Origin of the sequence: Saccharopolyspora sp. NPDC050642 (assembly GCF_040654735.1) — a bacterium.
In the GTDB taxonomy this organism is placed as follows: Bacteria; Actinomycetota; Actinomycetes; order Mycobacteriales; family Pseudonocardiaceae; genus Saccharopolyspora; species Saccharopolyspora elongata.
The window spans coordinates 1-21,998 of sequence record NZ_JBFAIN010000032.1; the positions used below are offsets into that span (position 1 = coordinate 1).

Sequence of the window (21,998 nt, forward strand, 5' to 3'; positions counted from 1 at the left end):
CCCCGAGGTCGTCTACTCCAAGGCAGCGCCCTCGCAGCAGGTCGGCAACCCCGGCTTCGGGTACCAGTTCTTCGGCGAGGTCGCCATCGACCACGACACCCGTGCCATGACGGTCCGGCTCCGCGACATCGACGGGATCGTCCTCCACACGATCGAACTCGCGCCGCCGCAGTAGACCGCTCCGCAACCGGCGGGGCTCCCCCGAGCGGGCGCCCCGCCGGTTGCATCAGAGGTTCACGCGGCGATGGTCGTCCCCCTGGCTCGGCAATGGGGTATTGCCAAATGTGGCCTGGCGCCCGGCGGTTCAGCCACTCGTTTTCGTGCGCGGGATGTAGCGGAGAACTGGTGTCCGCGACGTGCACTGCCGGGGTTGGCGTGCTCGGGTGCCAGTGGCCAGTGGGTATCACCGTAGCGGTGCGAGTGTTCTCATCGAAGGTGCGGTTTCCCGCCGGAGTCGTGGCCCATTTCCCCGGCCGGTGGACATTGGCCGAACAGCCACTTGTCGGCTTCCCGGCGGTTCCGGATTTCTGAATCCCGCCCTAGGGTGATCGCGGATCACGGCTCCGCCCGGACGTCGACCAAGCCGTCACGACACCGCACCACGGTGACCGACCCCGACCGGTACACCGGTCCGTGGAACCGGCCGACCGCCAACCCGGTGCTGCTCGTGGCCAACCGGCTCGGCGACCCGGCGACACCGTACGAGGACGCGGTCTCCACCAGCCACCTGCTCGGCCGGGCCCGCCTGCTCACCGCGGACATCTCCGGGCACGGCGTCGCCTACGACGGCCGGAACCAGTGCGTGGACCGGTGGCTGGACGGCTACCTGACCGACCTGGAGCTGCCACCGGCCGACACGGTCTGCGACGCCGACCGCGGGCCCTTCGACCCACCGCCCGCCTCGCGCTGACCCCCGGCTTCAGCCGACAGATCAGCGCTTTGAACTCAGCGGAGGTCGCGATCGGTTTCGGTGTGCCGCAGGGTGGCTGGTGGCGGGGCTCGCCGTCGCGGTCAGGCCGTCGGTGAGGCGATCAGCTCAGCTTCCGCAGTGCTGCACGCACTGCGGCGAGACTGGCGTTGGGTTCGTCCCAGAAGACCATGTGCCCGGCTCCGGGGACTTCGACGAGTTCGGCGGCGGGATTGGCCTTGGCGGCTTCCTGCGCGCCGGCGGCGGTGACGACCGGGCTGTCGGCTCCGTGGACGAGAACCACGGGGGCGGGCACGTCGGGCCAATGGGCGAAGAAGTCCTCGGATTCGAACCCGGCGTGAGTTGCCGCGATCGCGGTCCGCGAGCAGGAGGACAGCCAGCGGGCGCGCAGCTCCTGTTCCCTGCGGGGCCAGCGGGGCCAGGACTGCGCCACCTCGTCGGCGTTGGTGCCGTCGCGGGCTTGGTCGAGTTGGCGGAGGAAGGCTTCGAGGGTTGTGGGGTAAGGATCCCTGCCCGGGCCGCTCATCGGGGGGTCGACCAGAACGGCCCCTCGCAGCTCGTGGTGGCCGGTGGTCGCGGCCAGCGCCGCGATCCGCGCACCCATGGAGTGTCCGAGCAGGATGGGGCGTTCCAGCTGTAGCCCGGAGACGACCGCATCAACGTCCGCGGCGTAGCTGGCGAGGTCGTAGCCATGCAGTGCAACCGCACCGTTCGCCGCGATGGGCTCGGGCGGGTTGTCGGAGAGTCCGCGGCCCCGGATGTCGAGCACGAGCGGGCGCACGAGGTCGGTCAGTTCTCGCGCCACGAAGTCCATCGTGATGGCGGGGCTGGTGATGCCGGGAAGGATCAGCACCGGCACGCCGTCGGCCGGGCCGTAGTCGAGCAGGTGCAGCCGGAGCGGTCCCGAACGCACCCATCGGCTCACCGCGGGGACGGCGCCGAGATCGGCCAACGCCGGTTGGCTCATGGTGCGGGCGGTCGGTGGTTCGGTCGGGATCGGCGGGAGGGACGTGGTCACGAGTGGCCTTTCCGTGTCGGCGAGTCGGCTCAGCGGTCGGCGCGCTACCCAGCCGCCGATGCGACGGGCGCGGCGGTGTTGCGCCCGGGCAGGCGGTCGAGGTGGGCCAAGGCGTCGTAGAGGCCGATGACATCGGCGTATTTGGCTTGCAGGTCGAACAAGGCGGCATCGTGCGGGCCTTGCGCTCGGTCACCGCAGGCTTCCCGCACGACAAGGGTGTTGAAGCCGCACTGCACGGCATCGACCGCGGTGGCGCGGACGCAGCCGGAGGTGGTGGCGCCGCAGACGAGCAGCGTGTCGGTGCCCAGGCTGGTCAGCAGGGTGGCCAGGCCGGTTCCGTGGAATGCGGAGGCGCCCTTCTTCAGGACCAGGTGGTCGCTGGCGTGCTGCTCGAGCCGGGGATCGAGAGCGACCTCTTCGCTTCCTTCCCGCAGGGCTCGCATGCCCGGCGCTTTGCGGAGCCAGGCGATGGAGTCGCCGTCGGCCTCGGCGGGCGTGTAGCTGATCGCGGTGTAGATCACCGGCACGTCGTGTTGCCGGGCCGTGGTCGCGAGGACGGCCGCCGCGGTCACCTCCCGGGTGAGGTCGGATCCGGAGGCGAAGCCGGGTTCGGTGAATCCGCGGGTCAGGTCGACCACGACCAGTGCCGGGCGGCTGCCCCGGGGAACGGCGGCGCCGAACCCGGCACGGTCGTAGGTGGCATCGGTCTCGGCCCCGTGGAGGCCGGCGGATCGGTGGTCATCGACGGGCACGCTGCAACTCCTTGATCAGTTTGTCCTGGGTGCGGATCCGGCCGAGCAGCCAGCCCTGGAAGAACCCGAGCGCTGCGGCGGCCGCCAGCGCGGCGTATCGCCGGGTCTCGGGTGGAAGCAGCATCGCCAGCCCGTCGAGGCTGTCGTTCGCAGCGGGGCTCGCGGCCGGAGCGGGCGCGACGCCGTTGCTGCCCGGGGTTCCGAGGGCCGGTTCCGGAGCTGCGGTGCTCGGCCCCTGCTGCAGTTGAACGGCGAGGTTGCGGGCGAACTGGTCGAGCAGCCGGTTGGACACGGTGTTGATGGCGCCTTTGCCGAACTGGGCGAGCTTTCCGCGCACGGACAGGTCGGTGTGCAGGTTGAGCGTCGCTCCCCCGGGAGCTTCGAGCACGGTCAGGGTGACATCGGCTTCGGCGTCGCCGTTGCCGTGGCTGTCCGCTCCCCGCGCGAGCAGTCGCAGCCGGCGATCGGCGGCAGCGACCTCGCTGAACCTCACCGTGCCGGAGTAGGCGGCGCTGATCGGGCCGACCTTGAACTTGACGCGGCCGCGGTAGGTGTCGCCGTCCCGCCCGTCGAGGGTCGCGCCGGGCAGGCAGCCCGCCACCCGCTCGACGTCGTTGATCAGGGCGAACACGGCGTCCGGGTCGGCCGGGACTTCAAGGTGGTTTTCCAGGATCACGGTGTCGCTTCTTTCTCGGCAGAGTTGCCGCCAGGACAAGCAGGTTCGGTGTCCGAAGTGGACCGTCGGCACGCAGCGGTCGCGGCGATCGCGTCGACGATCGTCTGGTAACCCGTGCAGCGGCACAGGTTGGCCGAGACCGCCTCTCGGATCTCCTCGCGGTCGGCGTCCGGCTGCTGGGCGAGGAAACCCTCGGCGAGCATGAGGAATCCGGGAGTGCAGAACCCGCACTGCAGTCCGTGGTGGTCGCGGAAGGACCGCTGCAGATCGGAGAGCTCCCCGTCCTCGCCGAGCGACTCGACTGTGCGGATGTCGCTGTTCTCGGCTTGTACGGCGAACATCAGGCAGGCCCGCACCGGTTCGCCGTCGACGAGGACTGTGCAGGCCCCGCACACCCCGTGCTCGCATCCGACGTGGGTGCCGGTGAGACCGAGGTCGTGACGCAGGGCGTCGAGCAGGGTCTTCCGCGGTTCGACGAGGGCCTCGTGCGTTGCACCGTTGACGTTCAGCCCGATCAGGTGTCGCTCGCTCATGACGGGGTGGTCGCCTCCTCTCGGCTGGACAACTGCGGGGAAATGGCCGCGTCCAGCGCGGCCAGCACGGTCTGCGGGTGCACGGGCGTGGTGTCGAGTTCGACTCCGGTGTGGCGCAGTGCGTCGTTGATCGCGTTCAGCACGGCGGCCGGCGCACCGATGGTGCCGCCCTCGCCAGCACCCTTGGCGCCGCTTTCGGTGAAGGCGCAAGGTGTTTCGAGGTGGGTGACGGTGATGTCCGGGATCTCCGTCGCGGTCGGCACGAGGTAGTCGATGAAGCTGGCGGCCGAGGGCTCGCCGTTGTCGGCGTAGGTGACCTCCTCGAACAGCGCTCCGGCGATGCCCTGGGCGATCCCACCGCGGCACTGGCCATCGACGACCTGCGGGTGGATCACCACTCCGCAGTCCTCCACGCAGGCGTAGCGCAGGATCTTGATCTGGCCGGTGCCCGGATCCGCCTCGACGACCACCGCGTGGGTGGCGTTCGAGAACGTGCCGTCACCGGCGACGTCGAAGCTCGCGGTCGCCGTCAACGTCGGTTCGACGCCCTCGGGCAACAGGTGGCTGCGCAGATAGGCCACGTCCGCGATGTCCTCGAAGGACACTCGCTGCGCGGGGTCGTCGATCCGGACGACTCCCCCATCGCCGTCCAGGCGGACGTTGTCCGGGCGTGTCTTGAGCAGGTGCGCGGCGATGGTGCACAGCAGCTCGCCGAGCCGTCTGGCCGCGACGGACACGGCCGACCCGCCGATCGTCACCGACCGCGAGGCGAAGGTTCCCCATCCGTAGGCGATGCGCTCGGTGTCGCCCTGCCGCAGCTTGACCTTGTCCAGGTCCAGTCCCAGCCGGTCGGCCACGATCTGGGCGAGGGTCGTCTCATGCGACTGCCCGTGGTTCATCGTGCCGCTGGTGACCACCACCGACCCCGTGGTGTCCATCCGGATCTCGGAGATGTCGAAACCGGGAACCACCTGCATCTTGCGCTTGGCGAAAGCGTCGGATCCGTAGCCGGTCCGCTCCGAGAAGCAGCAGTAGCCGATGCCGATGTGCCGCCCCTCGGCGGCGGCCCGCTCCCGGAACTCGTACCAGCCCTCATCGCGGAGGGTGGCCTCGGCGAGGTCGAGCGATTCCCGGTAGGTGCCGGGATCGTAGGTGACGTCGTTGACGCCGGTGTAGGGGAATTCGGTGATCACGTTGCGCCGGCGGATCTCGACCGGGTCGATGCCGAGTTCGCGCGCGGCGCGCTCCATGACGCGTTCCATCGCCATGACGTACTGCGGACGGCTGACCCCGCGGTAGGGCGCGGTCGGCGCCTTGTTGCTGGTGATGGCGCGGCCGCGGACCCGGTAGGCGGGCACCTGGTAGACGCCCGGCATCTCGGCGGAGGCCATCAGCGGTTCGATGCCGGCCGTGAACGGGTAGCAGGAGTAAGCGCCCATGTCGCAGACGACGTCGACGTCCAGGGCGGTGATCCTGCCTTCGGCGTCGAACGCCGCGCGGGTGCGGTAGCGCTGCTCGCGGGCCAGGAATGCGGCGGTCAGCGCCTCCCGGCGGTCCTCGATCCACTTCACCGGGCGGTCCAGCTTCCGGGCCGCCGCTGCGACCGCGATCTCCTCGCGGCCGACCACGCACTTCTGGCCGAATCCGCCGCCCATGTCGGGGACGGTGACCCGCACGGTGCGCTCCGGAACGCGCAGAGAGCGGGCCAGCACCGTGCGCACCTGGTGCGGGACCTGCGTGCAGGTCTGCACCAGCAGCTGGTCGTCGCGGTCGTCCCAGGAGGCGACCACACCGCGCGTTTCCAGCGGCAGCGCGTTCTGCCGCCCGCTTCGCGTGACGACCTCGACCACGCACCCCGGTCCGGATTCGGCGGCCTCGAAGGCGGTGTCGACACCGGGTGTGTCGAACATCGACACGTCGAGGAGGACGTTCCCGGGCGCTTCCTCGTGCACGAGCGGTGCGTCCGCGGCGAACGCGGTCTCCTCCGAGACGACCGCGTCGAAGGGTTCGTAGGTGGCCACCGCGGCTTCGATGCCGTCTTCCACGCTGTACGGGTCGCGAGCGATGACCACGGCCACCGGTTCGCCGACGAAGCGCACCTTCTCCTTTGCGAGGATGGGCATCGCGGTGGGCGCGAACTCCTCCGGCGGGCGATCGAGCAGCGCCACGATGTCGCCGAGGTCGAGATCCTCAGCGGTGTAGGCGGCGACGACGCCCTCGACCTCGCGGACCGCGGAGAGGTCGATGTCGAGGATCCGGCCGTGCGCGACGGTGGAGCGGACGAAACCCGCGTGCAGCATCCCGCTCAGCTGGACGTCGTCGATGAACCGCCCCCGGCCGCGCAGCAGGCGGGGGTCTTCGCGCCGGGGGACGGCGGCCCCGACCCAGCGCTTCCCGTCGGACTGCGGAGACCCGTGTCGGACACCGGTATCGCGTCCGGTCATCGCGTCACTCCTTTCTCCCACGCCTCGTGCAGGGCCTGGGCGACGAGCGTCCGGGTGAGCCGACGGCGATAGGCGCCGGTACCCGCTGCGTCGTCGGGTGGATCGATGGCCGCAGCGGCAGCCTCCCCGCACGCGGTGAACAGATCCGGCCCGGGGACACCACCGGCCAGCACGGCCTCGGCCGCGGGTACCCGGATGGGCGCCGGGGCCACGCCGCCGAGCACCACCCGACCTCCGGTCAGCGGACCCGCTTCGGCGACGGGGTCCGCGTCGAGCGCGACCGCTGCGTCGACGGTCGCGAAATCCCCGTGGCGGCGGGCGAACTCGGTGAGCGCGGCTCGCGGCGCCGGGCGCGTGAAGCGCACTTCCACGACGACCTCGTCGGGTTCGACGGCCGTGGCGTAGAACCCGTAGAACATCTCCGCGGCCGGGATCTCCCGTTGCCCGTTCGGGCCTTCGGCGACGATCACGGCGTCGAGCAGCAGGGCGAGCAGGCACCACTCGGCGGTCGCGTCTCCGTGCACGATGCTGCCCGCGACGGTGCCGCGCGAGCGGATCGGCAGGTGGCCCACCCACCGCATGGCCCGGGAGATCACGTCGAACTCCGGCCCCAAGGTGCGGCCGGCGGTCTCGACCGCACGATGGGTGCTCAACGCCCCGATCCGGAGTTCCGAGCCGTCGCGCCGGATCGAGCTCATCGCCGGATCGCGGCGCAGCAGTCCCATGTCGACCAGGACCGTCGGCCGGGCGAGCCGGAAGTTCATCATCGGAATCAGGCTCTGGCCACCGGCGATGAGCTTCGGCTCCTCGCCCGCTGCGGCGAGTTCGCCGAGCAAGCCGACGGCATCGGCGACGTCATGCGCCCGGTGGTAGCTGAACGCAGCGGGCTTCACGCGGTCAACCTCCTCGTTGTTCGATACCTGGAACGGATTTCGCCGTCAGTGCGCCGGAGTGTCCGTTGTGGCGACGGCCTTCACAACCGTCGGCTCAGCGCTGAGATCGGTGATGTGGTCGAGTTCGCGACCTCGGGTCTCCGGCGCGGCGACCATCATGAACACGACCGCGGCCACCACGAGCACACCGAGCACCGTGAAGGTCAACGGCAGGCCCAGCACCGGCCACAGCACGCTGCCGAACAGCAGCGGGGCGAAGCCGGTGACGGCGCGGCTCGACGACGACGCCCAGCCGAAGCCCGAGGCGCGCAGCTCCGTCGGGTAGAGCTCGGAGACGTAGGCGTACATGACCGGGATGACCACCAGGGCGAACAGGCCGAAGGCGCCGATCGCCACGACCGCCAACGCAGGCGTTCCCAGCAGCAACGAGAACACCACCAGCATCACCGACATGATCGGCCCCGCGGTCGCGATGACCCGCTTGCGGCCCACCCTGTCGACGACGAGCACCGCCAGTGCGACGCCGACGATGCCCACCGCGTTCATCAGCGCGGTCGAAGCGAAGGCCGCGATCTCGCCGAAGCCCTCCGCCTTCAGGATCGACGGCATCCAGCTCAGCGCGGCGTAGTACACCAGCATCACGCTGGTGAACAACGTCCACGAGATCGCGGTGATCCGCGGGTTGAAGGCCCACACCCGGCGAAGCTGGTCGAACGCTGCCGCCAGTGCCCCGCCGCGGGTGTCCTCCACGACCGCCGCCGGAATCGCGTAGGGCTCCGGCTTCGCTCCGGTGCGCCGGACGAGATCGTCGATGACTGCGCGGGCTTCTTCTTCACGGCCCTTGCGGACCAGGTACAGCGGAGACTCCGGAACACCGCGCCGCACCCAGATCAGCAGAACCGCCGGCAGGATCATCAGCACCAGCATCCAGCGCCAGTTCCCGTGCACCGGGACCAGCAACGTCGCCGAGACGCCTGCCAGCGTGGTCCCCACCGGCCACCAGCCGTCCATCGCCGAGAGCACCCGTCCCCGTTGTCGGCGGGGTGAGAACTCGCTGACGATCGCGTAGTCGACGGGGATGCACCCACCGAGACCGACGCCGGCGAGGAAGCGCAGGAGCAGGAAGATCTCCAGGTTCGGCGACAGCGCCCCGACCGCGGAGAACAGCGCGAAGAGCAGCAGCGTGATGCTGAACGCCCGCTTGCGGCCGATGCGGTCGGCCACCGTCCCCCAGGCGACCGCACCGACCGCCATGCCGATCAGGTTGGCGGTGGCCACCAACCCCTTCTGGCCCGGCGACAGCCCGAACTCGGTCCCCACCAGCGGGGTGAGGAAGCCGTTCAGCGCGACGTCCCAGGCATCGAACATGTAGCCCAGTCCGCCGATCAGGAAGATCTTGCCTTGCACACTCCATCGCCAGGGCAGGTCCTGGACGACTTGGTCTCCGGTACGCATGAGTAACTCCGTTGTGCTGTAGCGGCGGCGTCAAGCGTCAGCGTGCGAACTGGTAGTGGATGGATTCGGTGTCCGGGTCCGTGAGCGGGCTGCCGTTCCACAGCCAGTCGTAGGACACGTCGGACTCACCATCGAAGCGACGCAGCTTCTCGTCGCGCTCACGCTGCTCCGGGCCATCGGGCAGGTGGTAGAAGCTCATGTTCTGCAGGGACGCATCCTGGACCATGCCCGCGTGCTTCGCCCGCCGATCGACGTAGCGGACCAGGGCCGCCTCGATCCCGTCGCGGGTCACCCGGCCGAGCTCCTCCGCGAGCACAGCGGCGTCCTCCATCGCCTGGGAAGCGCCCTGCGCCTGGTAGGGCAGCATCGCGTGGCAGGCATCGCCGAGCAGGGCGACCCGCCCGTCGACCCAGACCGGGTCGCGGCGCCGGCGGTACATCGCCCACACCGACACGTCCTCGTCCTTCGCCTTGGCCAGCACGGCCGGAACGCGGTCGTCCCAGTCCTCGTACTCCGCGGCGAGCTGCGCCGCGGTCGCCGGGCCGCTCCAGTCCCGGGCGATCTCCTCGGTGCACGGGACGATCGCGACGATGTTGAGGTACTGACCGCCGCGGATCATGTAGTGCACCAGGTGCTTGTCCGGGCCGTACCAGATCGTGGAGTGGAAGCGGTCCACGAGGAACCGGGTCGCCGGGTCGGCGGCCACCAGGTCGCCGGGGATCAGCGCACGGTAGGCCATCTCCCCGGAGAACTCCAGGGTGTCGTCGAATCCCGCCAGATCCCGCACCGCGGACCGGATGCCGTCCGCCCCGATCACGAGGTCCCCGGTGAACCGGCGTCCATCAGCGGTCAGCACCGCCGGGCGCGCCGGATCGGTGCGATCGAGATCGACCACCTGCGCCGAGGTGGCGACCTCGACCACCGGACCGGGCCCCGCCGGGTCCAAGCACGCCTCGAGCAGGACGCTGTGCAGGTCGGCGCGGTGGTAGTGCCAGTAGGGCGCCCCGTACTGGTCGATCACCCGCTGCCCGAGCGGCAGCTGGCCGATGATGCTCCCGTCGGCCCAGCGACGGCGGACCTGGTCCTGGGGTTCGGTGCGCACGCGCTCGAGCTCGGCGCGAAGCCCCAGCCCGATCAGGATCCGGCTGGCGTTGGGCGCGGTCTGGATTCCCGCGCCGATCTCCCCCAGCTGCGCCGCCGCCTCGACCACGGTGACCCGCAGGCCGCGCTGCCGCAGCGACAGCGCGGCGCACAGGCCTCCCAAGCCGGCACCGACAACAACGACTTCGAACGACTGGCTCGCAGCCACGCTGGCCTCCTCGTCCTCGCCGGACCCGCGTCGGATTCAGATGATCCGAACACGTACTATCCGGATATGCAAGGTCTTGTTTGAAAAGGTTTTGTTCGCGGGTGATTACCGCTTGATGCGCTTCTGATCAGCGCGAAGAGGGCGCAGGTGATCAGGATGCGGACGAGCGAGCACGAGCTCGCATCGGGTGAATACGTGCAGCGCAGCCCGAGGAGCCGGGACGCCCCACCAGAGAGCAGTCCCGGCCACGAGCGTCGCGCGCCGGAGGGTCAGACCGCGTGCGTCGGCACTCCCGGGGCGGCGACCGCTCCGCTGAGCAGCTTGCCCGCACCGGGCACTCGGGGTTCGAGTCCGAGTTCGGACAGGATCCGGAAGGTGGTGGCGGTCGCGGCCGAGAGCACCGGGATCCCCACCTCGTCCTCGACCGGCTGGATCGAGGGCAGGGACGGCATCTGCACGCAGGCCGACAGGACCAGCGCGTCAGCGTTGGACAGGTCGAGCTTGCGGTAGTGCTCGCGCAGATCGGCCGGATCCAGCCGCGCCACAGCGAGGTTGTCCGGCACCTCCAGCGAGAGCGCGTCCACCACCTCGACCCCGGCGTCCTCGATGTAGTCCGCCACCGCCTTGGTCAGCGGCTTCATGTACGGCGTCAGGATCGCGACCTTGCGCGCGCCCAACGCACCGATGCCGGACAGCAGTGCACCGGCACTGGAAACGACCGGGGCATCGGACCCCTCGGCGCGCAGCGCGCGGGTGATGTCGTCCTCCGCGGTGCAGTGGTAACCCGGCCCCTGCGCCATGATCGCCACCAGGCACGCGGTGGCCACGACCGCCGGGCGAGCGTCGGCCAGTTCCGCCGCCGCCCGTTCGGCCTGCGCGTTCATCGCCCGCAGTTGTTCCGGGGTCACGTGCTGCATCCGCGCCCGCGCGGAGTGGAAGATGAACCGGTCCCCCGGATCGACCTCCTCCCGAGCTCGCAGCATCCGCGGCAGCTCGGTCTCCATGGTGAGGTTCGAGCTGGGCACGATCATTCCGATGTGGTGCTCGCGCACCGCCGCGTTCGCGCTCATCGGCGGCCGACCGGGCGCATCTCGGCAACGGTCAGCTCGCCCGCGTCGACGATCAGCTCGTCGTCGAGGTACAGCGAGTTGCCGCGCATCGGGATGTCGAAGTGGCAGGCGGTGTCGTTCGGGCCGCCCAGCTCGTTGTTCGGCCCGATGGAGAACATCACGTTGCCGTAGAAGCTGCGCAGCTCCATGCCCATCCCGCCGGGGAACTGGGTCAGGCCGTGCCAGTGGGCACGCTCGTCGAGACCCCAGCCGACGTGGCTCATCCCGTAGCCGCGCGGGTCGTCGAAGCTCTCGATGTACGAGCGCAGCAGGTCCGCGTCCAGCCCGGACGACCCGGCGCCGGCGCGGATGTCCCGGATGAATCCCTTCTCGATGGTGATCTCCACCGGGGTCTGCACGTAGGTGTTGAACGGCAGGAGCACGTCCCCCGGCGAGAGCACGATCTTCCCGTCGACACCGTCGTCGGCTCCGCCGGTGAACACGAACGCTGCCGGCCAGTGGTCCCATCGACCCGGGGTGTCGGTGTAGCCGTACTCCGACAACGTCGGGTACATGCCGAGCTGGTAGGTGACGTCGGTACCGGCCGGGCTGGTGATCCGCATCGTGCTCGCCTTGGCCAGCAGCTCGGCGCCGATCTCCACCCGCTCGCGCAGTTCCTTGGTCGGCATCAACCGGGCGAGCAGCTCCGGCGGCTCGACGGCGGTCAGGATCCGGACTCCGGCGTCCTGGATGGCGAACTGCTCCTTGCTGAACAGCAAGAAGGTGCAGTCCACGACCATGTCGACGCCCTTGAGGGCATCCACCGCCTTGGGGATGTTCCCGAGGCCGGAGTCGCCCACGGCCCACGCCCCCGAGGCGCTCGCCGGCGAGGGCAACCGCATGTGGAACGCCGCAGCTCCCAACTGCTGAGCGGCCCACAGGAACGCGTCCGCGTACTCCGCACGCTCCCCGCCGCGGGTGAGCACGACGACCGTCTCACCCTCGTGCACGCCGGACAGGCGCAGTTGTTGCAAGCAGATGTCGTTGAACAGGTTCTGGTCCACCGTTGACCACCTCCGGGTGTAATCCGAGCACGTATTATCCGAGCACGCAAGAGTTGTTTTCACGGAACCTGTGTGCACCCGAACCTGCGAGCAAGATCCACACGTCAGCAACGGCGCTTGCACACGTCACGCGCGAGAACGCCCCCTGCTACACGCCGAGAGCTGGTCAACCAGATGACATGGCGGACAAGATGATTCCCTTACGCAGCACCGAGTTGCGCCGCCCAGGCGAGCCCACACCTGAACGAGCGCGACCTGGCTCGGATCGCACCGGAGCGACCTGGATCCACCCCGGCCGAGCCAGTCCCGTACCAGTACAACCATCCGGGTACGTATTATTAATGGGCACCTAACCCAGGTGCCGAGCTGCATGGGAGGAACGCAATGGGGGAGCCAGCGCGCACGGACCGACGTGTTGCAGATACGTCCGCCGTCGCTGCGGCACCACCCGCCGACCTGCTAGCCGCCCCCGGCTACGGCGCCCGCCGGCTGTACCAGGCCTACCTCGCTGCCTGGAACCGGCACGTCGACTCGGTGCTGACCGGTCCGCAGTTCGCGGTGCTCTCCGCCGTCCGCGCCTACCCGGGCAACGACCAGAGCTCGCTGGCCGGTGCCGCCGCGCTGGACACCTCGACGATGGCCGACTTGTGTCGCAGGCTCGAGCGACGAGGTCTCATCCAGCGCATCGAATCCCCGCGCGACGCCCGGCGCAAACTGCTGTCCCTCACCGAGGAAGGCGAGGCGGTGCTGAGCCAGGTGCACCACCGAGCCCGGCAACTGGACGAGGCGCTGCTCGCCGGCAACGACATCGCCCGCGACGCCGACATCGCAACACTGCTCAACGCGCTCGGCGCCCGCTGGGAAGCCGTCGCAGCATTCGAAAAACTGGACTGAGCCGGGCTCAGTACCCACTGACCAGCACACCGGCAGCAGGGTGGACGAGGCCGGAAGGCCGATCAAGCAGCATTTCAACCAGCTGACGGCATTCGGGCCCGTTCGCCAGGCGGGCATACTGCTGAGAATCCGGGCGACCGACCACATGTCGGGCGCGGCGTGCAGGACTTCGGCGAACTGTCCGCGGCCGGGTGAACCACCCCCGCCGAGCGCCCCGTTCGCACGCAGTGGGCGAATCCTCCACCACCAGAAGCGATTCCGGCGCTACACCTAGGTCCTCCGCCGCTCGCAGGATCGGCGCGTTGGACACGACCGCCACCGGCCATCTCGCAGCCGCCGTCGTCACTGCTTCGAGAGCGCCTGGGATCGGTTTCGGCGCTTCCCGCAGCCGCTTCGCCACGCCCGCGAGCAACTCCGCTTGCAGCGCAACGTGATCCGAGACCTACGGCACCGCACGGGCCAGGACTTCCACAGTGGACGCCGTTGCTCGCCCTCGATGCTGTGATGCTTCTGACTCGTCGAGAATGACCTCGACATCACGCACCCGGGTGGCCTCACCCAGGAACCCGGACAAATCGAGCGCGGAGCGGTCGAACCCGGCGGCCGTCGAGGTCATCACCGCCCGCACGACCGGGATGTACTGCCACGGCGTGTCGGCACCCACGGCGCCGACCCGGACAGGCGCGCATGTCAGACTGCCAGGCGATGCATACCCCTTCCGACCTCGCCGACCTGCTCGAATGCGAACACCGCAGCATCCTCAAGCAAGCGTTGGCGGCGGGACTGCCCGGCGCGCCTCGCCCGGGCTCCGGGCCCGACCGGCTGGCCGTCAAGCACGGCCACGCGCACGAGGCAGCCACGCTCGAACGGCTGCGTGGCGAGCACAAGACCGTGATCGAAATCGACGAGCGCGACCAGGTCGCCGCCGCGAAGGCCACCGAGGAAGCGCTGCGGGCGAATGCTCCGGTGGTCTACCAGGCCGTCTTCCACGACGGCGAGTTCTCCGGCCGCGCCGATTTCCTGCTCCGCGATGACCAAGGCCGCTACGAGGTCTACGACACGAAGCTCGCGCGGCACGCGAAGCCGTCCGCGGTCGTGCAGCTCACCGCGTACGCCGACGCGTTGCGCCGCGCCGGTTGGCCGACCGGGCCGGAGATGCACCTGCTGCTCGGTGACGGCACCACGCGCAGCCTGCGCGTCGACGATTTCCTGCCGCTGCTCGATCGCCTCCGTGACCGGCTCGTCACGCGCCCGCCACGGCTGCCGGAACGCATGTGGGCCGACGAACGCCCCGCCTGCACCGGCTGCGGCTTCGCTGACCACTGCTCGTCCGCGCGCGAAGCGGACCGGGACCTGTCGCTGGTCGCGGGCATGCGTGGCGAACAGCGGCGCAAGCTCGCGACGGCCGGGCTCGGCACGATCGACGCGCTCGCCACCGCCGAGCCGTCGGACCGGCCGCGTGACATGTCGGCGGGCACGTTCGCGACCTTGCGCGCGCAGGCCGCGATCCAGGTGCGGCAGGACGAAACCGGAGAACTGGCGTACGAGGTCATCGACCCGTCGGCGCTGGCCGAGCTGCCGCCACCGAGCCCGGGCGACATCTTCTTCGACATGGAAGGCGACCCGTATGCGCTCGCCGGCTCCGGGCTGGAGTACCTGTTCGGCGCCGTCACGCCCGACGCGCGCTTCACACCGTTTTGGGCGCATACGCGTCCGCAGGAGAAGCGTGCCTTCGAGGAGTTCGTCGACTTCGCCACCGCCAGGCTGACCGATGATCCGGACGCGCACATCTTCCACTACGCGCCGTACGAGGTCACGGCCGTCAAGCGGCTCGCCGCGGTGCACGGAACGCGCGAGGAAGCCGTGGACGAACTGCTGCGCAGCGGCCGGATGGTCGACCTGTATGCCGTGGTGCGCAAGGCTTTGCGCGTCGGCCAGCGGTCGTACTCGATCAAGTACCTCGAACCGTTGTACATGCCGGAAGCCCGCGACGGCGACGTGAAGACGGCCGTGTCGAGCATCGAGGCGTACGAGGACTACCTGACGCTCGCCAAGGCCGGCGACATCGAAGAGGCCGACGAGGTGCTGCGCGGCATCGCCGACTACAACGAGTACGACTGCGTGTCCACGTTGCGGCTGCTGGAATTCCTGCACCGCGTCCGCGAGGAAGCGGGCATCGAGCTCGCAACCCCGGCGCCGGAGTCCGAAGTGGACGCTCTGCTGCGGCGGACGGAGGAGGAAGAGGCCGCGCTGCGCCGGGCCGAACGCGCGGCCGCGCTCGCGGCGCTGGTCGACCCGCTGCTCGACGGCCTGCCCGACGATCCCGCCGACTTCACCCCGGACGACCACGCTCGCGCGCTGCTCGCCGCCTCCGTCGGTTACCACCGGCGCGAGACGAACCCGGCGTGGTGGGAGTTCTTCCGGCAGCTCGCCGCACCGGTCGGCGACCTCGAGGTGGACACGACCTGTGCTGTACCGGTGTCAGTGTCCGCAGGCGAGTGGGTGCCGCCGTCGGGACGGCTGCGCACGGCCAAGCGCACGCTCGTGGTGACGTGCGACCCGGACCGGCCGCATCCGTTCGCGGTCGGGGACGGCGTGCGGCTGCGGTACGGCGCCGATGCGCGGGAGGCGAAAGTCGTGGCGGCGTCGGCGGTCGAGCTGACGCTGGAGGAGAGCAGCGCGCCGGACAGCACGTCGAACGAGCGACCGGTCGCGGTCCTGCCGGGCAGCCCGGTGCGGCCCGCGCCGAAGGACGAGGCCGTGGCCGATCTGGCCCGACTGGTCGGGGAAACACTCCCGGAGCTGCCTGCGCATCCGGGAGTGGACCTGCTGCGCCGGATCCCGCGGTTGCGCGGCGGTGCGCTGCCCGCACCCGGCGAGGACTCGGTGGCCACCGTGATCGAGGCGGTCGACGCGCTCGACGGGTCGGTGCTCGCGGTGCAGGGCCCGCCCGGGGCGGGGAAGACGTACTTGGCGGGCAAGCTGATCGCGCACCTCGTGCGGTCCGGGCGGACGGTCGGCGTGACGTCCAACAGCCACAAGGCCGTGGAGAACGTGCTGTCCGCCGCGCTCGGCAACGCGCCGTCGATGGCGTGCGCGAAACGACCGCGCCGGACGCCGGATCCCGCGCTGCCGTGGGAACAGCCGAAGACGAACAACGCGTTGGCCAAATGGCGCGACGAGCACAACGACGGGCAGAACGACGGGCACCTCGTCGGCGGCACCGCGTGGACATTCGCGAACGCCGCCGTGCGCGAGGAACCGTTCGACGTCCTGGTGATCGACGAGGCCGGGCAGTTCGCGCTCGCGGACGCGCTGGCCGTGTCGATGTGCGCGAAGAACGTGGTGCTGCTGGGCGATCCTCAGCAGCTGCCGCAGGTCGTGCAGGGCACGCACCCGGCGGGTGCGGAGGCGTCGGCGTTGGGGCACCTGATCGGCGACGCGGACATCATGCCGCCCGAGCTGGGCTACTTCCTGGACCAGACACGGCGCATGCATCCGGCCGTGTGCGCGCCGGTTTCCCGGTTGTCGTACGCGGGTTTGCTGCACTCGCACCCGTCCGCGGACCGTTCGGTCGACGGCTTCGCCTCCGGGCTGTACCTCGCGTCGGTGGAGCACCGCGGGAACACCACGCGGTCGATCGAGGAAGCGGCGCAGGTCGTGTCGGTGATCGCGGACCTGCACGGGCGCACGTGGCAAGGCCGTCCGCTGACGGACGCGGATTTCCTCGTGGTGGCGCCGTACAACCTGCAGGCGCGGACGGTCACGCACGCGCTTGCCGACGCCGGTTTCGGCGACGTGCGCGTCGGCACGGTGGACCGGTTCCAAGGCCAGGAAGCCCCGGTGGTGGTGACGACGATGACGTCCTCGTCAGCGATCGACCTGCCCCGCGGACTGGATTTCCTGTTGTCCCGCAACCGGTTGAACGTGGCACTGTCGCGAGCGCAGTCGGTGGCGGTGCTGGTGTGCAGCCCGCAGCTGCTGGAGGCGGACATCCGGACGGTCGAGCAGATGCGGCTCGTCTCCGGGATGCTCGGACTGCTGCGAGACGCCCGCCCCTGGCCCGCTCGCTGACCCCCAATCCCCACTCGCCCCAGCCCTCGGCACTTGTTGTCGCGTTGACGACACCGGCGCTTTGGTTTGGGAACGGACGCATGGCGGCGTGCGATCACGTTCCGTGACGGGTACTCGCGTGCGGTCACCACGGTCACAGCGCCCTGAGATTCCCTGGCCACCAAGGCCGCCGCGCTCCACCACACCGCCGACAGCAACGACTACACCTACGACCAATCCGCAGCACTGGTGCGCGGCATCTAATCTGGGCGTGCAGGACCTCTTGCATTCCGCCACGATCGGGATCGTGGGCGTCGTGCCGCTGAACCAGCTCGTGCATGCGGTGCCTGCGTTTCCCGGAGGCAGCGAGGTCTGGCTGTGCCTGGTCGGGGTGGGCCAGCGGTTGAACGGGGTGAGCGATGCCGAGCTTCGGGAACCTTCTGATACTGACGATCATCGCCCTGCTGGCGCCCTTGTTGCTCGGGCTGGCACCGCGGCTGCGGATCCCGTCGGTGGTCCTGGAGATCGTGGCCGGGGTCATCGTGGGGCCATCGGTGCTGGGACTCGTGCGCATGGATCAGGCGGTGCAGGTCGTCGCGTTGCTGGGGCTGGCGTTCCTCCTGTTTCTCGCGGGGCTTGAGGTTGACTTCCATCGCCTGCGCGGGCCGCTGCTGCGGGTGGCCTTGATCGGCTACGGGGTGAGCTTGGCGATCGGCGTGGCGGTGGGCTTCTCGTTCGGCGCGGCGGGCTGGGTGCGTGACCCGATGCTGATCGCGGTGGCGCTGTCAGCGACATCGCTCGGTCTGGTTGTCCCGGTGCTCAAGGACGCGGGGCGTGCGGACCAGGCGATGGGGCAAACGACGATCACGGCGTCCTCCGTGGCCGACTTCGCCGCGGTGGTCCTGCTGTCGCTGCTCTTCTCCACGTCCGGCGGCAGCACCGGAGGCCGGCTCGTGTCGCTGATCGTCTTCGTCGCCTTCGTGGCCGCCATTGGGATGGCGGTGGCTTTGGCAGGGCGGTCAATGCGTCTGGGAGATCTTTTCCTGCGGTTGCAGGACACCACCGCGGAGATCCGGGTTCGTGCGGCGGTCGTGCTGCTCGTGGCCTTCGTCGTGCTCGCCGAGGGATTCGGCCTCGAGAGCATCCTGGGCGCGTTTCTGGCCGGTGCGGTCGTGGGCTTGGTCGATCGTGACTCGGCTACGCATCCGCATTTCCGGACGAAGCTGGAGGCGATCGGGTACGGGTTCGTGATTCCGGTGTTCTTCGTCGCCAGCGGTGTGCAGCTCGACCTCGGAGGATTGATCGCGACTCCCTCCGCGTTGCTGCGAGTGCCGCTATTCCTGCTCGCGCTGCTGCTCGTGCGCGGCGCTCCAGCGCTGCTCTACCAGCGCTCGCTTGGCACACGTTCCTCGGTCGCGGCCGGGCTACTGCAGGCGACGTCGCTGCCGTTCTTGGTTGCCGCAACGCAGATCGGCGTCGCGCTCGGCCTGATGACTCCGGTGACTGCGGCGGCGCTGATCTGCGCGGGTCTCTTGTCGGTTCTCCTGTTCCCAGCTGCCGCGCTCGCCTTGCTGCGCAAGCGCGTCTCAAGCGAGCGCCGCGGAGGCACGGCGGAAACCACGTAGGAGCGAACACGAGAGCCATTCGACTTACGACGGCTCGCAACTCCCATTTGAATTGCACCCCACTTCTCTCCTCCATCACACATGGACCACGGTTTTCACTGGTCACATGGACAGATGATTACCGAATCGGTCAAGTTGAGACCTGAACGAGCTGGGCTTGAAAAGCACATCGGAACACGTCTAGAAATGACGACGCGTCACAGGGTGGCGTGACCGGAGCAAAGCGGGTATTCCAATCACGTCGCGCAGATTTCCCCACCCTTTCCTGGCGGTTCCGGAGGACCATGACCGAGCGGCATGATGCCGATGGGTTCGCGGCGTCTGATCGCGAGCTTCTGGATGCGGTGTGGTCGTTGAACGAGGCGGTCCCGTGGTCGTTCAGCTTCGCCCGTGATCAGCCGAGCTGGGCGGCTGGCCTGGACGCCTTGCTGGGCCTGCCCGGTGCGCCCTGCGACGACCTCCGCGCCCGGCTGATCGAGCTCATCGGCCCCCTGATCGCGACCGCCCGCTCGGCCCCGGCCGGGGAGGTCCTTGAACAAGAACAGCGTTGCACCACGGCGACCGGGGAAGAGCGGCTGCTTCGTTCCCGCGCCCGCATGGTCGGGGACACCTGTACCGGTGGCCTGCTCGGAATCACCACCGACGCCACGCAAGGACACCAGGACCGGCAGGCGATGGCCGACCTGGCGGCCCGTTACCGGCTCCTCGTCGAGCGCAGTCCGGACGCGATCTGGGTTCACCAAGACCGAATGGTCGTCTATTCCAACCCCGCTACCGTGCGCATGCTCGCGGCTGGGTCAAGCGCGCAGATCGTCGGTCGCCCGATCACCGATTTCATCGCCGGGCACGCGATTCCAGCCATCCAGGAACGGCTCGCGGTGCTGACGACCCCGGGCACGGCCGCGATGCCGGCAGAGGTCGAGATGAAGCGCTTGGACGGCAGCACGATTCCGGTCCAGTCGGTGGCGGTGCTCATCAACTGGGAAGGCCGACCCGCGTTCCAGGTCATCCAACGGGACGTCACGGCCCATCAGACGGCCGAGGTCGCGCTGCACCACCAGGCCGCACTGGTCCAGCACGTCAGCGACGCCATCATCGCCACCACCCGGGAAGGGGTGGTGACCAGTTGGAACCGGGCGGCAGCGGCCATCTACGGAAGGCCCGCCGAGCGGGCCCTCGGCCAGCACATCGGTGCGGTGGTCGGCGCGCCGCTGGATCCCGCGGCGCTGCTCGCCGCTGGTGGCCTCACCGAAGCGCGGCACCTGCACGCCAACGGATCGGCACTGGCCATCCGCGTCTCCGCTGCGGAGATGCCCTCCGGCTTCGTCCTGGTGTGCGCCGACGAGACCGCAAGACGGCGGGCCGAACAGGACTACGCCACCGTCGTGAACGCGCTGGACGAAGGCGTCATCGTGGCTGATGCGAAGGGACTCGTCCTATCGGCGAACCCCGCAGCGGCGCACATTCTCGGAACCACCCGTGCGGAGCTCGTCGGCTCACCGCTGCAAGCCTGGCCGCTGTTCGATGAGACCGGGGCACCGCTGCCACCTGACGCCCGCCCGTCAACGCAGACCTGCCGCACCGGAGTCCCGCAGAATGCCCGAGTGCTCGGCGCCCGGCGAAGTGACGGACGCGGCGTGTGGCTCGCGCTGGCCTCGCGATCGCTCACGCCGGACAGCGACGCGCCGCACCCGATCGTTATCTCGTTCACCGACATCACCGAGTCCCGGACCATCCGGGAGCGGTTGGAGCGAGAGGCCACGCACGACCCGCTGACCGGCCTGGCCAACCGCACCTTGGTGCTCCGGCACCTCGAATCCGAATTGCGATCCGCCCACCGAACGCGCCCCACCGGGGTGCTGTTCATCGACTTGGACAAGTTCAAGGTCATCAACGACTCACTGGGTCACGGTGTCGGCGACGAGGTACTGCGCGTTGTGGCAGAGCGACTGCGGCAGCTGGTGCGTGAGGGCGAGGTGGTCGGCCGGCTTGGTGGTGACGAGTTCGTCGTCATCTCTCACGATGAGGACGATCGCAGGAAGCTCCGCTTGCTCGCCGAAGGGCTGCGTCGGAGCCTCACCGATCCGATCAGCGTGGAGGGCAGGAAACTGCATGTTGATGCCAGCATCGGGATCGTGCTGGCGCCACCCGGTGATCCCAGGACCGCCGCGGACGTGCTCCGCGACGCCGATGTGGCCATGTACCACGCCAAAACGCTCGGCCGCGGCCGAACCGCGTTCTTCGACGTGCAACTGCGTGAACGCATGCAGCGTCACCTCCTCCTGCAGCAAGACCTCCGCGAGGCGGCGCACAAGGACGAACTCTGGATGGCCTACCAGCCCATCATCGACCTGGGCACCGGACAGACGGTCGCAGCGGAAGGCTTGCTGCGGTGGACGCACCCGTTGTACGGCACGGTATCGCCCGCAGAGTTCATCCCGTTGGCCGAGGAAAGCGACCTCATCCACGACATCGGCGCCCACATGCTGCGCATGGCCAGCCGTGAACTCGCCGCCCACCGCGCCCAGCACCAGCTCGCTCTGCGGCTCAAGGTCAACCTCTCCGCACGCCAGCTCGAGGACCCCTACCTGCACAACGACGTGCACGAAGCCCTCACCGAAGCCGGGCTTCCCGCCAGCGCCGTCTGCCTCGAGGTCACCGAAAGCGCCCTCATGCACGACCCGACAGCGGCGGCGCAGGTGCTCAGCAACCTGCGCCGACTGGGGGTCAGGCTGGCCATCGACGATTTCGGAACCGGCTACTCCTCACTCGCCCAACTCCAACGACTGCCCCTGGACACCCTCAAGATCGACCGATCGTTCATCACCGGGATCGACGAGAACCCCGACGCCGAGGCCATCGTCATGAGCATCATCGCCATGGCGCACGCGGTCAAGCTCACAGTCGTCGCAGAAGGCGTCGAAACCGCCCAGCAACTCGACCTCCTCCACCGCCTCGGCTGCGACCAGGCACAAGGCTTCTACATCGGCAAACCCACCCCCATTGAGCAATTCTTCGACAACCGCTGGACTCCGTAGGCATTCCGGTGTCCATAGTGGCCAGATCTGTGTCCTTCCGAACGACACCGTTCCACACAAACGGAGTCTGCAGGACTGCAATGCTCGTGCCATCGCTCCAAGAAGAGCAGGCGCTTGACGGGAAATCGTTGCCTTTGCACCCGTTTTCGCGGGCGATCCTCGCCGAGTTCGCCAGGACCGCGATCCCGCCGGCGTTGTGCAGCACTGCGGCCAGGACCGGGTTGACCGCTCGGCGGCCCCGGCGACCATGCGCACCACGTTGATGCC

The 21,998-nt window shown here is 69.3% G+C and carries 15 protein-coding genes and 1 pseudogene; 5 read left to right on the forward strand and 11 right to left on the reverse strand.

What is annotated here, in order from left to right; all coding sequences use genetic code 11:
* Positions 1 to 604: 604 nt before the first annotated feature.
* Positions 605 to 910: pseudogene (locus AB0H93_RS33485) on the forward strand (alpha/beta hydrolase); the annotation flags it as partial.
* 121 nt (positions 911 to 1,031) lie between these two features.
* Here the strand turns inward: AB0H93_RS33485 and AB0H93_RS33490 are convergent.
* The 10 genes from AB0H93_RS33490 to AB0H93_RS33535 form a co-directional block, all read right to left on the reverse strand.
* On the reverse strand, positions 1,032 to 1,946 hold the full coding sequence (locus tag AB0H93_RS33490) for an alpha/beta hydrolase (protein WP_358578339.1): 915 nt from the start codon (positions 1,944 to 1,946) through the stop codon (positions 1,032 to 1,034).
* A 44-nt stretch (positions 1,947 to 1,990) separates the two neighbouring features.
* On the reverse strand, positions 1,991 to 2,698 hold the full coding sequence (locus AB0H93_RS33495; protein WP_358578342.1) for an isochorismatase family protein: 708 nt from the start codon (positions 2,696 to 2,698) through the stop codon (positions 1,991 to 1,993).
* On the reverse strand, positions 2,685 to 3,374 hold the full coding sequence (locus tag AB0H93_RS33500) for an SRPBCC family protein (RefSeq protein WP_358578345.1): 690 nt from the start codon (positions 3,372 to 3,374) through the stop codon (positions 2,685 to 2,687). The genes AB0H93_RS33495 and AB0H93_RS33500 overlap by 14 nt, the downstream gene beginning before the upstream one ends.
* On the reverse strand, positions 3,371 to 3,907 hold the full coding sequence (locus tag AB0H93_RS33505) for a (2Fe-2S)-binding protein (RefSeq protein WP_358578347.1): 537 nt from the start codon (positions 3,905 to 3,907) through the stop codon (positions 3,371 to 3,373). The genes AB0H93_RS33500 and AB0H93_RS33505 overlap by 4 nt, the downstream gene beginning before the upstream one ends.
* A complete protein-coding gene (locus tag AB0H93_RS33510; RefSeq protein WP_358578350.1) occupies positions 3,904 to 6,351 on the reverse strand; it encodes a xanthine dehydrogenase family protein molybdopterin-binding subunit in 2,448 nt (815 codons plus the stop codon). Before AB0H93_RS33510 ends, AB0H93_RS33505 begins: the two co-directional genes overlap by 4 nt.
* On the reverse strand, positions 6,348 to 7,244 hold the full coding sequence (locus AB0H93_RS33515; protein WP_358578352.1) for an FAD binding domain-containing protein: 897 nt from the start codon (positions 7,242 to 7,244) through the stop codon (positions 6,348 to 6,350). The genes AB0H93_RS33510 and AB0H93_RS33515 overlap by 4 nt, the downstream gene beginning before the upstream one ends.
* Positions 7,245 to 7,289: 45 nt before the next feature.
* Positions 7,290 to 8,699: an MFS transporter gene (locus AB0H93_RS33520; RefSeq protein WP_358578355.1), complete on the reverse strand. Its 1,410-nt coding sequence runs from the start codon at positions 8,697 to 8,699 to the stop codon at positions 7,290 to 7,292.
* A gap of 37 nt (positions 8,700 to 8,736) precedes the next feature.
* Positions 8,737 to 10,008, reverse strand: a complete 1,272-nt coding sequence (locus AB0H93_RS33525; RefSeq protein WP_358578357.1) for an FAD-dependent monooxygenase — start codon at positions 10,006 to 10,008, stop codon at positions 8,737 to 8,739.
* A 269-nt stretch (positions 10,009 to 10,277) separates the two neighbouring features.
* Positions 10,278 to 11,060 (reverse strand): Asp/Glu racemase, encoded by a 783-nt coding sequence (locus AB0H93_RS33530; RefSeq protein WP_358578522.1) that lies wholly within the window; start codon positions 11,058 to 11,060, stop codon positions 10,278 to 10,280.
* Between the two features lie 14 nt (positions 11,061 to 11,074).
* On the reverse strand, positions 11,075 to 12,121 hold the full coding sequence (locus AB0H93_RS33535) for a leucyl aminopeptidase (RefSeq protein ID WP_358578360.1): 1,047 nt from the start codon (positions 12,119 to 12,121) through the stop codon (positions 11,075 to 11,077).
* A 384-nt stretch (positions 12,122 to 12,505) separates the two neighbouring features.
* On the opposite strand from AB0H93_RS33535, the gene AB0H93_RS33540 reads away from it, so the two are divergent.
* The gene (locus AB0H93_RS33540; RefSeq protein WP_358578362.1) at positions 12,506 to 13,015 is read left to right on the forward strand and encodes a MarR family transcriptional regulator; all 510 of its coding nucleotides are present in this window, start codon (positions 12,506 to 12,508) and stop codon (positions 13,013 to 13,015) included.
* A 442-nt stretch (positions 13,016 to 13,457) separates the two neighbouring features.
* Here the strand turns inward: AB0H93_RS33540 and AB0H93_RS33545 are convergent, their stop codons facing one another.
* Positions 13,458 to 13,679 (reverse strand): hypothetical protein, encoded by a 222-nt coding sequence (locus AB0H93_RS33545; protein WP_358578365.1) that lies wholly within the window; start codon positions 13,677 to 13,679, stop codon positions 13,458 to 13,460.
* A gap of 41 nt (positions 13,680 to 13,720) precedes the next feature.
* On the opposite strand from AB0H93_RS33545, the gene AB0H93_RS33550 reads away from it, so the two are divergent.
* The 3 genes from AB0H93_RS33550 to AB0H93_RS33560 all read left to right on the forward strand — a co-directional run bounded on the left by AB0H93_RS33550 (position 13,721) and on the right by AB0H93_RS33560 (position 21,731).
* Complete coding sequence (locus tag AB0H93_RS33550) at positions 13,721 to 17,089, forward strand: TM0106 family RecB-like putative nuclease (RefSeq protein ID WP_358578368.1); 3,369 nt, start codon at positions 13,721 to 13,723, stop codon at positions 17,087 to 17,089.
* A 398-nt stretch (positions 17,090 to 17,487) separates the two neighbouring features.
* Complete coding sequence (locus AB0H93_RS33555) at positions 17,488 to 18,693, forward strand: cation:proton antiporter (protein WP_358578370.1); 1,206 nt, start codon at positions 17,488 to 17,490, stop codon at positions 18,691 to 18,693.
* Between the two features lie 425 nt (positions 18,694 to 19,118).
* The gene (locus tag AB0H93_RS33560; RefSeq protein WP_358578373.1) at positions 19,119 to 21,731 is read left to right on the forward strand and encodes an EAL domain-containing protein; all 2,613 of its coding nucleotides are present in this window, start codon (positions 19,119 to 19,121) and stop codon (positions 21,729 to 21,731) included.
* Positions 21,732 to 21,998 lie beyond the last annotated feature (267 nt).